Genomic DNA, 13,784 nt, shown 5'->3' on the forward strand with positions numbered 1-13,784 from the left:
GCAAGAGATAGCAGGTATTACCATTTGAAAGTGATAATTTTTTGATCCTAGCCATCAACAGCGGATACCATGGATTAGCTCTGCTTTAAGTGAGTGGAAAAAGGTACCTGCAAAGGCGTTATTGTAGTAATTACCCTCGGCGCTCATACTGTACCGCAGATCATACGCTGTAATTAAAGATTGATAATTCCTAGAGCAATACTGACTTCTCCTGTCAGTATGTAGGAGAACATTCGTAGGCTTCTTACATCTCCATATAGTCATTTGAAAAGCGTCATAAGTTAGCCACCCGTTTTCGACGTTACCCAACCAATAACTAGCCAACTATATAGGTCGATCACTACCGCTAGATATAACCAATCCTTTTCTGATTCGGTGCATCAGAAAACCAGCATGCCAACAGATTGAAGAGTGGTGCTAGAGGCGCTGGCGGTGAAGCAGGTACTCTCCCAGTCTGTTAGTTTTCTAAGGTGTAATGAAAGTGTCAAGAATTCAGATTTGGATTAAAAATTGTGGTTTTAGGTGAAAGCTGGAAGTAATGATGGTGGTGACGGAGTGGAGTTAGCAGGGCGCTGGAGAAAGGTTGTGCCGACAGTCCTTATGCTGTGTACCCAGTGCTTATCGCGCTCGCTGCAAGCATGTCGTACAGCCTCTTCAGCGCTTACATTATCTCTATAGTGGCTTTCAAAATTTCGATTGAGATTGATCAGTATTTTGATGGAATTTCCAGCTGCTGGAGAATAGGGGAGTATTCTCAGTAAAGGCGCCGCGCTTTCTAGGATCTAAATGTCGACTACTCCAGTCCATAATCTTCAAATATTGATCCAGTTGAAAGGTAACTCTTTTGGGGTGAGTTTTTATAATGAAAGGCCTCAGGATTATTGAGGCCTTTCAGATAAGCGCTAGCAGATAATTTTCTACTAGCTACTTGTTTTGGTTGGTGACCTTTAACTTAACGCCAAACTCCCCATTGGCCGGTTGTACCCGGCTCCTCGCCCCTTGTCCACCATCCGGCAGTCCATGTTTCACCATTGTGGCTAACGATATCACCTGCGGTGTAGATTTCGTTGCTATCCCAAGCTTGAATACTGGGATCTGTGGGATCTGTGGGATCTGTGGGATCTGTGGTAGTTGATGGTTCAACAGTAAATGAGTAGATCTCGTCATCAACAGCAGAGTCACCGCTTACGGTTAACTTGAAACTTAATTCATGCTGTTCATTTGTTAAGCTTGACGTGTCGATTACCAGTGCACCACTGGGCCCGGTTGCGGTTTCAACAGGGCTTCCACTTACCTGTGACCATTCCGTATTATTGATATTTCCGGCGCTTTCTTCCGATGAAAGTACCACTAAATCCCCGTGTTCTACTCTAGCTATATCAAGCGGTTTTAAAACCTTAGGTGTGATAGCAGCTATTAATTCACTACCGTTGCTTGTAATAGTGAATTGACCGGAGGCACGTGAGTCTTTGGAGTTGAAGTAGTTACCATGTAAATCACCCTGGAAGTACATGTAATGATTCATTTCTTCATGCCAGCGACCAATAATAACATTTCCATTGTGGTTTGATTGGTACCAGCCGGTGACTTGAGAAGCTAAAAGCCTGTCCCAGTCATTCTTATTATTCTCGGTAATTGCCAGCGAAAATGATGAGTGTTCCTCACCATTTTTATTGAATACCGTATAATTGACGGTGTCCCCCACATTAACCGAATCTATACTAATGTCTTCTGGAATAAAGGTGTTGCCTTGAATCAGGTGTGGCTGTGTGGTGCCGGGATCAGGTTCGCTGGGCGATTCAACATCAGTATTTACAATAGTGATATCACTACAGTTGTAGAAGCCTTCACCAACTGGGTCTACTCGCTGCCAACGTACAAATAAAATTGCATTACCTACCCTGTCTTCTGGAATGGTGACATTCATGCGATATTGACCATTGACGACAGGTACGTCCCCTTCCTCCTGGATAAGCTCAAGGTCATCCCATGCCAGTGGTTGTGACAGGTCTGCATCCGCTTTCGTAAGGTAAAACTCCCAAAAAGATGGATTGTGTGGCGCTGTTGCCTGGAATGCGTATTCGAATGTTCCAGCATTAACTTCTACACGGGTCCAGGCATCAGTTGCTGCTCCCATCCCTTTTTTCTGCGAATCATTTGCATAGCAAAGAGTTCCATCAGTAATGGCACTTTTTACAGCGGCAGAATTATTGTAGTCAGGGATGTTAATAGAGAATTCGTTGTGTTGTTGGAAAGGATAAGATCCAGAAATGGATTTTGCCAGGGCACAGCCTGGATTGGATGGTGTTCCAGACCAGATATTGCCTTGATCATAGCAAATTTTTTGCCTGGCTTTTGGAAATTCAGACCAGCCGTGAGCGTGTACTTGTAAGCTGAAAGGTATCAGCAACATTGTCGCAAGCGCGCTTTTTTTTCTTAAAAGCATAAGGTTACTCCTGGTTTACATTATTCTCGTCGATTTATTTAGAGCGACTGGAATATTAAGTTCAATTTCCTGGTGAATACTGTGAAATAAGTTGGTGTTTGAGAATGCCGGCCATTCTTTCTGTGTCACCAAGATCAAAAAATGCAGTTAATAAATATTCACCCCTTAAAAAATTCTAATAAGACAGACCCTCCATGCGTACGGGGGTTCCATGCCAGGCATGAATTAACATGTTTTAATAAAATTTACGTTTCTATTGATCAACAATTGGCTGAGCAGTGGGCCAAAAAACGAGGTCATTTTTTATATTTTGTGACAATGTGATGATTGTCAAAGAAAGTAAAGTGTGAAGGGCGGTATAAAAGCTTGACATTTATTTGTCTGAATTCAGTGCTTCATGGGCTAAGTGAAACGTAAAATACATACCAGCCTCATTAGCTTGCCTAAATTGTATTGGAGCAGGAAGGTTTTTGGGGGGGCTGAAAAATCGCATTGTTTGAGGAGGTTTGTCTCATAGCAGCATAGACTATTGCAAAGTAAATTTATTGCACTTTCGATGGTCTGGTCTCTATCTATTCTTTAAGTGAATGTTAATTTATTTGGGTGGAGCTGATAGGGGTTAGACGAGAATAGGGGGAGTGAGAATGACAAACCAATAATTGAGAAGCTTCGGTCTTCAAATATGTAGCGGGCAAAAATTGAACTGTAATTATTTTTTCAATCTATTTGCTTGTTGTATCAGATAAATCGGTCAATAAGTTAATGCTGTAGGCATCAATAGATTCAGGCGCTGGAGCTGATTTATATATCCTTGTACATATTTTTATAGATATTAGGTCTCAGGTGGAGCTTATCAGCTTTAAGCGATTATCAATTAGCTTGTATACCTTTAAGTTGTTATTGAATGCCCCGAGAAACCATGAGCCACAGGCAATCCAATATTCAGCATCATGTTCTTTTAGAATAAAAATATCTTGGACATCCGATGTCCTCCAGAACAGCTTTCCTTTTTGGAGATAGTAGTTTTTGAGTTCTACAATTTCTATATTTTTGCTTCTTGCCCAAGATCTTATCTCTCTCCTAAAATATCTGGATTTTGGCGGAAGTAGCACATACGGAAGTCCTCCAAGTATTAAGAATAAAAGTAAAGGTAGACTCCCTCCCAATTCAGGACCGAACGTATGGACTAGACTATCCAGGCCAACTGCTACTATTAGAATTAGAATCAATCTCATTTAACAATCCTAGCGGTTTCAAGCCCTATGGAGAGAGCGGCAGAAAGTGAAATATTCACTGTAGGCACATTTTTGTATCTTTCTTTAATTGCCAGATCTAAAAAGCACCTAAATAAAAACTATTCATCTGCATCATTGAATAAATGCTCTCACCAGTTTGGTTTGGATACTTCAGTCATTTTCTGACTGCCATTAATCCTTAAAGCCGTTTTAATAAAAGAGTTTTTCACTCTTTAAATCGCAGTCCATCGGCTAAAAGTGCAACCATACGTCCTACTTGCCCAGATGAGTCTTCAGATGAGGACATCCCCAATCTCGCAATTCCTCCAAGTAGTTCATCTGCAGTTATATCTGAACGAACATCTCCCGATTCTATTGCTGCACCTAACACCATAGCGAGGGCAGGCCTTAAGTGCTGGTCAAAATAGCTTGGAAGGGTTTCAAAGGCTGGATCGCCTGAGTGCAATACTTCGGACAGTCCTCGCTTAGTGGCAAAAAAGGTCGCAAATATTTGCATACAGCTGGCCAGGGCTTCAAAGGGGGGGAGGTGTTTAGCTTGTTCTATCACTTCCTCAGGGCAGCTATCGATCTCCCTGCGGAAAACTGCCGCGATCAGGTTTGCCCGCTTCGGGTAGTGCCGATAAAGGGTGCCTACACCGACACCGGCCTTACCCGCAATCTCCCGCACTGGGGCATCTACGCCGGAGGTGGCGAATACTTCCTTGGCTGCCTGGAGTAGGGCGTCATGGTTGCGCTTGCCGTCTGCTCGCTTGCGTTGGCTCGAATTAGTGTCATCAGATTTTGGCATATCTACCCCTTGCTAAGTGGAACATTGTTCCGCATATTTAATCGGAACGTTGTTCCGATTTTGCCATAGCCATGTGCTGGAGCCAATGGCCCATGTGCTGTATCTATGTGGAGACTGACGATGCACGGTAGACCAATTGCATTGATAACTGGTGCTAGTAGGGGAATAGGATTACAAGTTGCGAGGGACCTGAGTGCTAGAGGCGTTTCTGTCTTAGTTGGGGCTCGTGATTTGAAGCTGGGGCAAAAAGCCGCTGATTCCATAGGCGAAAGCGTTTGGCCTATTCAGCTAGATGTTACTGATGAGAGCAGTATCCGAGCTGCAGCTAACACTATAAGAAAAGACTTTGGCCGTCTCGATATATTGGTTAATAACGCGGCGATTAGCCATGCAGGGGAGTCTGGAGTAACTCTGGCGGAAATCGGCAAAAAGACTCAGGTTAGCGCTGTAACTTTGGCTGAATTACGTGAGATATTTGAAACTAATGTTTTCGGGGTTGTAGCGGTTACTCAGGCAATGCTACCTCTTCTAAAACTCTCTCCTTCTGCCAAAGTGGTTAATGTTTCTAGCGGTGCTGGCTCGTTGATGAGCCATTCAAATCCTAAGAATCTGGCACGAAAAATGTTTGGTGCCTACTCCATGTCAAAAACTGCGCTAAATGCTGTGACTATGGCTTTCTCAATTGATCTTGAAAAATCAAACATAAAGGTAAATGCCGTATGCCCTGGGTTTACTTGCACTGGCTTAAATAATTACGAGGGTGAGCAAACTGTAGTAGAGGGTGCGAGGGAAATTGTGCGTGTCGCCCTTCTGGGCCGAGAAGGGGATTCTGGTACTTTTACTAGCTTTAATGGTTCTATGCCATGGTAATTCGGTACTGATTGCAAATACCAGTGGCCACTTTACTGAGTTCTATTAACCCCATCGATCAAGTGGGAAATTAAAATTGAAGGAGAACAATTTATGACAACATCAGATCATACATCAGTAAAAAAGCAAGGCCCTTTTGTTATACATCATGCTGTATTACTGCCTGACTCGGTCAGGGGGCAAGAGCTAAAGGTTCGTGTAATCGCACCGGTGAATGGTGAAAACTTACCAATCGTTATCTTCGCCCATGGATACAAATCACCACCTTATGGATACGCTCCAATAACTGAATTTCTAGCCTCTTTGGGTTTTGTAGTTCTGCAACCGGTTTTCCTGGATTCTGAGGTGCCAGATGATGACCCTAGAGTGCCTGAAATCTGGCAGTATCGAGTATCTGACATGAAGAGAGTTCTGGATGAGTTGGACAGTATCGAGAAAGCTGTTTCCATGTTGCGCGGCCGTCTAGATAAAGAAAAGGTAGTTGCTATTGGGCATTCCTATGGAGCACAAAGGGTAGGTGTGTTACTGGGGGCTCGGGTATTAAATGAAGACAATATCCCTGGCCCCGATTTATCAGATAAGCGGGTGAGAGCGGGTGTTTTACTTTGTGCAACTGGAACGGGCGGAGAGAACTTATCCCCTTTTGCGGCAAAGTTCTTCCCATTTATGAATCCAAGTTTTACGGAAATGACTGCACCATGCTTAGTTGTTGCAGCGGGTCAGGATGATTCTCCATTAAGTACCCGTGGACCTGATTGGTTTACAGATGCTTTTACTTTGGGAACTGGTGCAGAGTGTTTGCTGACCCTTGTGGGGGCAAAGCATTTACTGGGTGGAATTAATGGGTATGGCGTTATAAATGAAGAAGAAAATAACCCTGCCCATGTATCAATTGTGCAGGCCGCAATTTCTGCGTACTTAAGTAAGCAGTTCTATGAGAAAAACTCCGATTGGGAGGCGTTACTAAGCACGCTAAAAAGCCAAGATCCATCTATTGGTTTTGTTGAAGAAAAGTCAGCCAACAACTTGATGGCTTTATAGTCTGGAAACCTGTTAATTCGTTTCATTCAATTAATCAATTTTTCTGGGCAGAAAGTGAAGCACCACTTTGCCTTTAATCACGTCAACCTTTAGTGAATGATCTGGTAGTGTGATGAGTATACTTATCCAGGCTTTAATTGCATTGTAGTGAATACTATATTGAGTCTCTATATCGATAGAATATCTGATTCACACCCAGGAAAAGATATAACGATTGTAAGGCGTATTATTTAGATAGCCAGGACTATAAATGGCAGGAATATTGGTTGTGTGTAATTTATACAATTTCATGGAGTTTGATTCCTTATTCTATTCTGTGTCAATATTTCTGACATGTATCGTTGTGGCTTTGTTGGGTGCCCTACATTGCTAATACAGTTTGGAATTTTAAGAAAAGGGTTGTGTTGTGAACAATGCTATTTATTGTAGCTCTATATATTTCCCAGGACTTAATCAATGAGAGTTGCGATACTGGTTGTGTTATTGCTAGTTAGTGTTGTTTATCTAAGCAGGCCGGAGAAAGCGAGCGAGTTACTTGCTGAGTATTGTGAAGATTCTCACCCAGGCAAATCATTAGTCTATTGCAGGCAGCAATTAACAACGCCTCAAGTTAGATGTGATGTACTGAAGGGCACTTTAGAAAAAGATGGTACTTGTGTTAGGTGGGGACCGCCAAAAGGAAGTAGGCGCGGACTTGACAATGATATCAACTTGTAAACTTTCGCTGACTTAGTGAGCCTAAAATAATCCTTAGATCTTCTTGCCAAAGCTCTAAATTAGGGTAAATGGCTAAGTGAGCTGATATCCAAAGTCTTGGCTGGCTATGTCTTGAATCTATAAGTACCTCAGGATGAGCAGGATTCCTATCTCAACAAAAATCGTAGTACTCAGCTCTCTAATTTATGAGGCTATTCCAGGAGCACTTTCACACTCGAAGTCAAAGTTCTCCTTCAGTGAAGATATGGAACTTTAGATTAAATATACAATAGGTGTTTGATCCAATGGTTAGTTCGAGCAAATTTTGTCGATCGATTAGTATTTTATATAGGATAATATACGCTGTTCTATTTGGGTGGCGGTTAAATTTTAAACAGTTACCACCTAGACAAGAATTACTACTTGGTGTATGTGAGAAATGACGTTGTTAGCGTTTAAAACTTGTGCTTTCTGGTATTTGAAAGGGTGGACGTAGCATATCTCTATAGCTTCCTTGAAGTTTTATGAATTACTCTCTTTCATCAAATGATGGGAGCCGAAGGGAGTGGGCAATAACACACGGTACTTAGGGGGGATTCAGGAGAGTGATACCGGTATAGAAATGACATTTAGGGAAGTGTTGTGGCTTATGATTAAGTACGAGCGTGCTGTTTTTCGTCGTGATTGATTTAAGGACCCTCTGATCAACGAAGCATTTTTCTAGAATTAAGCTACACTGCTTGAAAAATTCACTTTATTACGCTCAAACGCGTAATTTTCGCGTAATAGTCCCCTAATTTTTCATCTGAAATCCTCAATAGGCGGATTTCAGGCGCCCCCCCTAGGTAGCCAAGTATTTTCTCCCTATTAATAAGTTGGTAAAGCCTGCCAGTAAGCACAGCCTCTCAGTATTTTTTACCAGTCCCCGATAGCGGACCTTGTCATAACCAAATACCTGTTTGATGTAGCGGAAGGGGTGCTCGACCTTCGCTCTTATCTGCGCCTTGATCTTTTCCGCTTTACGGAGTGCATCACGCCCTGGAAGAGTTTTTAGCTTGCTCGGCTTCATTGCTATATACCAATCCGCCTCCCGCTCTTTCAACTCTTCACGTTTCTCCGCACCAATGTACCCAGAGTCTCCCCAGATTCTTTTCTCCTCCCCGTGGAGAACTCGCTCTGTGGTTGTGACATCATGCGAATTCGCTGCTGTTGTATCTATGCTATGTATTACTCCGAGCACATCATCAACCCCGATATGCATTTTCATCCCAAAATGCCATTGATTGCCTTTCTTTGTTTGATGCATTTCCGGATCACGTTCTTTCTTTTCATTCTTAGTTGAAGTTGGCGCAGAGATAATAGTGGCATCTACAATCGTGCCTTCACGCAGTACCATGCCATTCTCAGCAAGATGTTTGTTGATTTCATCAAAAAGAGCTGCACCTAGCTGATTGAGCTCCAGTAAGTGGCGAAAGTTAAGAATCGTTGTTTCATCGGGAATTGGGCTACTCAAAGTCAATCCAGCAAAACTACGCATGGATTCAATTTCATACAGTGCATCTTCCATAGCGGGATCACTGAGATTGTAAAATAGCTGCATGCAATGAATACGAAGCATGACACTCAATGGATATGGCTGTCGGCCACGTTTGCCTTGTGGGTAACAAGGAGTGATCTGAGCTTCTAGTCGCTGCCATGGGATGAGGATTTCCATTTGAGAAAGAAACTTCTCTCGCCGAGTTATACGACGCTTTAGCTTATATTCTGCTTCGGCAAAGGTGACTTGGTGCATGATTCATCGTAGTCTTGATGGGTAGGTGAATATTACCAAATTGACTCAGAATTATTCAGAGGTTCCTTAATAAAAAAGTAGGTAATTTAAACATGAAACTACCCTCTCCATGTTGCAAATAAAATTATATGACTAAAAAGGGATTTAGTAGCGGTCTTAACTGTATAGATAGTAAAAGTTGGGCTAGAGGCTGATGTTAGCTTTATTTGTCCTCTTTTAATTGTTCAGTTTAAGTAGTAAATAAGCCCCAATTCCCCTGTTGTAGTTGTGTACTTTTTAAAGAATATTTGTAAAAATCGATAGTACTTAATAAGTTGATGGCTGGCGGCCATCTTACAATGGTTGCTATTCAACACGATGTCCGTGTATAACAAATTGCTAAATTTTGGTACAGATATGTTTAAGAAGGATTTTTTCATTGGTTTCTTTGTCTCTATCCTTGGAGTGGGCTATTCAGCTTCAACTCTCGCTGATATGTCAGGTGAAAAAGAGATTATAAGGATGGGCTGCCACCTTAATGATTCAACTTGTTATGTAACAATTGATGAGGTGGTAGGGCCGGAAGAATGTTCAAAGAATTCTGTTCGTTGGAGTAGTGATGCAGTAAATGGGCAAGAGACTTTAGCTCAGTTGATGGCTGCTTTTCATGCAAAAAAGAAGGTTAATTTTTACTTGGCTGATACGTGCCACTCAGGAGGGTACCCAACATTTGGTTACTTTTATGTTTCCGGCAATTAATCCCATTTGACACTTCACCCCCTGGATATTTTCACTTGACCCTTTCAGGGGGCTGATCAATTCACCCTGTCAGTGTAAATAGCTAATTCAGGTAATGCGGGGTTGAGGTAATCACTAGTCTGTACAGGCAGATTCAATAGTAACCTGTTTCTAACATTGTGAGCCTTTCTAGAGTATGCTGTTTTTTGTGTCGGCATAAAGAGCCATTTTATTCATTTCATATCTTTTTTCCATTTGTCTTAACATCTTACTCGACGGTTTCTTTGGCTTTGGGTGTTTGCTCCGTCTTCGTGCTGGGGCTGGACTTGACTACTGAAGTAACCATCAAAAACTGCTACTTGATCTGGTATTGGTTTTCTTAAGTAGGAAAAATTATGCGTGATTGTATAGGCTTCGTAGAAGGATCTGTTGGGAAGGCTTAATAGTGGGGGCTCGTGTTTTGATGTAGAAGAGGTGCTCCTCTTGCTTTCAGTTAATAAGCATGATCGTACTAATATTTAGTTGTGGTTTCTTTGGGGGGAAGTTCGGAGCTGATAAGTACTAGTTTTTGATGTCAATAATTAGGGGGCGATAGATGTGTCTATCAAGCTTGGCTGGTCGCTCTAATCACGGGGTTTTTCAAGTCTATAATTCATCTTTCTTGCTTAACCAGGTTGAAACGTAAAGCTACTTTCACATTTAAAACCAAAGCTCCTCTCCAAAATCGGTTGTAGCTTCTTATCCGGGATATAACCCCTTAGCCAGCTGAGTGGCTCTCCGCTTGAGGCTATAAGGAAGCTAAATGGAGTGCCGGGAGTTTCGCCCAGTACTTGTTGAAGCTGTGTGCTTGCTTGAAGCATGGGGAATCCCGGGCGTAGCTTTCGATATTCAGCCAGTAGGGCTTTTCGGGAGCCATTGATACCCAGGGCGATGGGTTGAAACTGTTGGGGGCACTCGCTAGTAAGTCGGTTGAGAGCTCGAACCTGGCGAAAGCACCAGGGGCAGTCGGGTTCAACCAGTACTATCAAGCTGGGTTTCCCTTTGAATTGCTGCAGGTTGATACGCTCGGGGCCGGCGAGGCTGCGCAGTTCAAAATCGTAAAGGGAAATGGCAGCTTCTGTCGCGCCAGCAGGCGCGAACAGAAGTGTGATTAGTGCGAGCCAGGTTCGCATTACAGGTTCCAGTCGAAGCCCAGGTAATACTCACGCCCTCGTAGCGGGCCGTAGATATAGGCTACGTCGTAGGCACCACTGGCATCCCAGAATAGAGGGCTCTCACCTTCCTCAACCTGGGTGTAATCTGTCAGGTTGTTTCCGCCCAGATACAGGCTCAGGTTTTCAGTGACGTCAAAGGTTAATTTAAGATCTACTGTCCAATAGGCGTCTGCGCTTGTGCTTTTTAACGTGGAGTCGCCCAACTGGTTGAAACCTTCGTAGCCAAATTCATCCAGGTCCCGGGAGCCCACCCAGGTAGCGCTGGCATATAGCATCCAGTAGTCGGCTTTGTAATCCAGATTGAATAGTGCACGTTGTTCCACTGGAGCAATGGCAAAAGATTCCCGGAAAACATCGTCGTAATCATAGGTCTCCAGTGTGCCACCGATAGACAAATTTTCGGTGAGCGCGTAGCCGAGAGTGATATCGGCAGCACTTACGGAGGCGCTTTCCTGCATCTGGGTAAGCAGTGGTACTCCATCTTCGGTTTCGCTCAGTGCTGCGAGGTTATCGACTTCGGTAAATGCCAGTGACAGGGTGCTGTTGAGGCGTTCTCCCTCGAAGCTCAATGCATAAGTTGCGGATAGAGATTTTTCAAGGTTTTCGATCTCGATGGCAAAGCCATCACCGGCATCAAGAATGCCGTGATCTGTTTCGAAAAAGGATAGGGGGGCTCGGTATCCTCGTCCCAGCGCTACCCGGGAGGTCCACTGATCGTCGTGCAGATAGCGAAGGTCTATACGCGGGGCCACCACCGTTTCATCGATCTCGGTACCGGGTTTTTGCTCGGCGACAAAGTCGGCTTTGGCGTTGTCCACTCGTATGGCCAGTGCCACTTCAAGATCCGGTGAAACGGTCCAGGTGTCCTGTATGTAGAGGCCGGTAGTTTGGTAGTCGAAACTGTCTTCGATGTAATTATCACTTTCCTCCCCTGCGACAGAGTCGGAGCGCATGGATTCATCGCGAAGATCGACACCAAAAGTGAGCATGTGCTGACCGTTAAGGATCAAATTGTTGCGCAGGTCGAAGTAGTTGAGTGTGTCTGTAGCGGTGTAATCGAACCCTTCGTAGAAGGAGTCCTGCTTGTGCTCAGACCAGGCGACAGTAAACAGCGTGTTATAGGATTCGTTGAATTCGTGGAGCCAACTTGAGGAAATTTCACTGCGAGTGGTGGAGATCCATTCGGTGGTTTCCCAGGGTTCACCAATGTATTGCTGCCGCACGTCGTCGTCGACAAACAAGTGGTCAGATTCCACACCATCGTAGCCTTGTAGGACGGAACCGATACTGTATCCCTGGGGGCCGCCAAAAATACTGGAGTCGGTATAGGCTGTGCGCAGTACCACGTTGTCCCGCTCACCCAGGTCATGGGAGAGGCGAACTACATAACTGGTGTTCTCTTGCAGCGGTGCTTCGCTAACACCGTTGTCATCATTGTCCATCTGGTGGTGCTTATCATCCTGAATGACCAGCGATGTGCGGGTGCGTTCATCATCGCTCACATAGCCGCCCATCATGCCGAGAAAATAGCTGTCGTTGTCCTCCATAGAGGCATTGATGTTGAGGCCGGTCTCCTCGACTTCCTTGGAGATGACATTGATGGTTCCGCCGATCGCTTCGGGTGCGAGCAGCGATGCTCCAGCACCTCGGGCCACTTCGATACGAGAGACACCCGTTGTGGCCAGTGCATCCACTGCGTAATAGCCAGCCATCATGGTGTGAAGGGGAACGCCGTCGGTGAGGATGGTGGAGTGCTCACCGCGCATACCGTTCAACATTATTCGTTTGACCCCGCACATGGAGCACTCATTGGAAACCCGAACACCGGGGGACTTCTCAATGGCGTCAGTGAGGTTAACCGCCTGCAGGGATTTGATCAGACTTTCATCAACAACCTCAGTTTTCTGGATTGCATCCAGCAAGGCTCCGCGCTCATAGAGGCGCTGGCGCACACCGACTACTACGGTTTCCTCCATTACCATGGGCTGATCTGAAGGAGTTTCATTGGCGAGGGAGGCGGGTACTGCGGCTGCGAGTGTGGTAGCTAGCAGGGTTTTGCGAAACATGAGAGGACTTCCAGCAAGTAAACTGCTGAACATGATAATGATTCGCATTTGCGGATCAAGTGGGCAAAGGTGGTAGTTTTAGTGGCTTTGGATTTAGCGGGCCAGGATGTAAGGGCGCTAACTTAGATGGGATACTCAAGGAGTCTATGGATTTCTTTTGGGCTGGCTTAGTGAGTTGCTCTTTGTGGAAGAGTTGGAAAGCCTTGGCCGATAGAGCGAGGTTGAGGCCCGCTGTGGGCCCTCATTTAAGGGGAAGTTGATTCTCAGCGTTTTCTGTTACTGAGTTTCTGCTCCCTTTGAATACGAATATAAATTTCTTCGCGGTGAACTGCTAGGGATTTGGGGGCATGGATCCCGATCTTTACTTGGTTGCCCTTAACCTCCAGTACTTTGAGTGAGATGTCTGTTCCAATTCTTAGGTTTTCACCAGTCCGACGCTTCAAGATCAACATATTTTGTCCTACTGAATTTCAAGCTATTTTTTTGGCTCCGAAACCGGAAGGCTTAGAAAGTCGTGATTGCAGGAAGGACAGGGAGGGGCGCGAGAACGGTAAGCATAAAAGAAGAAAAGGCGGGCACTACGCTCCCAGAGCTTGGGCAATCGCTTCAAGCTTCTGATTGCGCTCAGCTTTATTGAAGACGAGCGGGTTTCTAGCGTACTATGCATATAGCCAGTGCGTCCTGAGTATTTTTTTATTTATTTTTATAAATAAAAAATACGTGCTATCCAGGAGATGGAGGTCGGCCCTCCGTTATCGCTTTGCAGGAAGTGGTAACAAACCGCCTCAAGGTGATCGGAGTAAAGAGCTTTGGTTAGAAGCGCTTGAGGAAAAGGCGTACGAGATACGTCAGGTATGTTGTGTAGAGACGAATGCAAATGAACCACTGATGAGGTGTCG

The 13,784-nt window shown here is 44.5% G+C and carries 10 protein-coding genes and 1 pseudogene; 3 read left to right on the forward strand and 8 right to left on the reverse strand.

From position 1 onward, the window contains the following. Positions 1-66 precede the first annotated feature (66 nt). The 4 genes and pseudogenes from ACJJI8_RS15135 to ACJJI8_RS15150 form a co-directional block, all read right to left on the reverse strand. Positions 67-353, reverse strand: a pseudogene (locus ACJJI8_RS15135) (DDE-type integrase/transposase/recombinase); the annotation flags it as partial. 599 nt (positions 354-952) lie between these two features. Continuing rightward, entirely contained in the window at positions 953-2,446 is a 1,494-nt protein-coding gene (locus ACJJI8_RS15140; RefSeq protein WP_444932854.1) for a lytic polysaccharide monooxygenase, read from the reverse strand. Between the two features lie 839 nt (positions 2,447-3,285). Continuing rightward, complete coding sequence (locus ACJJI8_RS15145; RefSeq protein WP_444932855.1) at positions 3,286-3,681, reverse strand: hypothetical protein; 396 nt, start codon at positions 3,679-3,681, stop codon at positions 3,286-3,288. A 226-nt stretch (positions 3,682-3,907) separates the two neighbouring features. Then, entirely contained in the window at positions 3,908-4,489 is a 582-nt protein-coding gene (locus ACJJI8_RS15150; RefSeq protein ID WP_444932856.1) for a TetR/AcrR family transcriptional regulator, read from the reverse strand. 120 nt (positions 4,490-4,609) lie between these two features. Here ACJJI8_RS15150 and ACJJI8_RS15155 point away from each other — a divergent pair, with 120 nt between their 5' ends. After that, entirely contained in the window at positions 4,610-5,359 is a 750-nt protein-coding gene (locus tag ACJJI8_RS15155; protein ID WP_444932857.1) for an SDR family NAD(P)-dependent oxidoreductase, read from the forward strand. Positions 5,360-5,452: 93 nt separating this feature from the next. Further along, complete coding sequence (locus tag ACJJI8_RS15160) at positions 5,453-6,400, forward strand: alpha/beta hydrolase family protein (protein WP_444932858.1); 948 nt, start codon at positions 5,453-5,455, stop codon at positions 6,398-6,400. Positions 6,401-7,937: 1,537 nt separating this feature from the next. Here the strand turns inward: ACJJI8_RS15160 and ACJJI8_RS15165 are convergent. Then, positions 7,938-8,888: an IS5 family transposase gene (locus ACJJI8_RS15165; protein WP_444932661.1), complete on the reverse strand. Its 951-nt coding sequence runs from the start codon at positions 8,886-8,888 to the stop codon at positions 7,938-7,940. A gap of 396 nt (positions 8,889-9,284) precedes the next feature. Here ACJJI8_RS15165 and ACJJI8_RS15170 point away from each other — a divergent pair, with 396 nt between their 5' ends. Beyond that, positions 9,285-9,626 (forward strand): hypothetical protein, encoded by a 342-nt coding sequence (locus tag ACJJI8_RS15170; RefSeq protein WP_444932859.1) that lies wholly within the window; start codon positions 9,285-9,287, stop codon positions 9,624-9,626. A 644-nt stretch (positions 9,627-10,270) separates the two neighbouring features. Here ACJJI8_RS15170 and ACJJI8_RS15175 read toward each other — a convergent pair. From ACJJI8_RS15175 to csrA, 3 genes are all read right to left on the reverse strand, one after another. Beyond that, positions 10,271-10,777: a TlpA family protein disulfide reductase gene (locus ACJJI8_RS15175; RefSeq protein WP_444932860.1), complete on the reverse strand. Its 507-nt coding sequence runs from the start codon at positions 10,775-10,777 to the stop codon at positions 10,271-10,273. Further along, positions 10,777-12,885 carry a TonB-dependent receptor plug domain-containing protein gene (locus ACJJI8_RS15180; protein WP_444932861.1) on the reverse strand — a complete coding sequence of 703 codons (2,109 nt, stop codon included), beginning with the start codon at positions 12,883-12,885 and terminating at the stop codon, positions 10,777-10,779. The genes ACJJI8_RS15175 and ACJJI8_RS15180 overlap by 1 nt, the downstream gene beginning before the upstream one ends. A 263-nt stretch (positions 12,886-13,148) precedes the next feature. Next, positions 13,149-13,337 carry a carbon storage regulator CsrA gene (csrA, locus tag ACJJI8_RS15185; RefSeq protein ID WP_282933247.1) on the reverse strand — a complete coding sequence of 63 codons (189 nt, stop codon included), beginning with the start codon at positions 13,335-13,337 and terminating at the stop codon, positions 13,149-13,151. Positions 13,338-13,784 lie beyond the last annotated feature (447 nt).

The sequence above is a fragment of the Microbulbifer maximicatervae (SeqCode) genome (assembly GCF_052467695.1).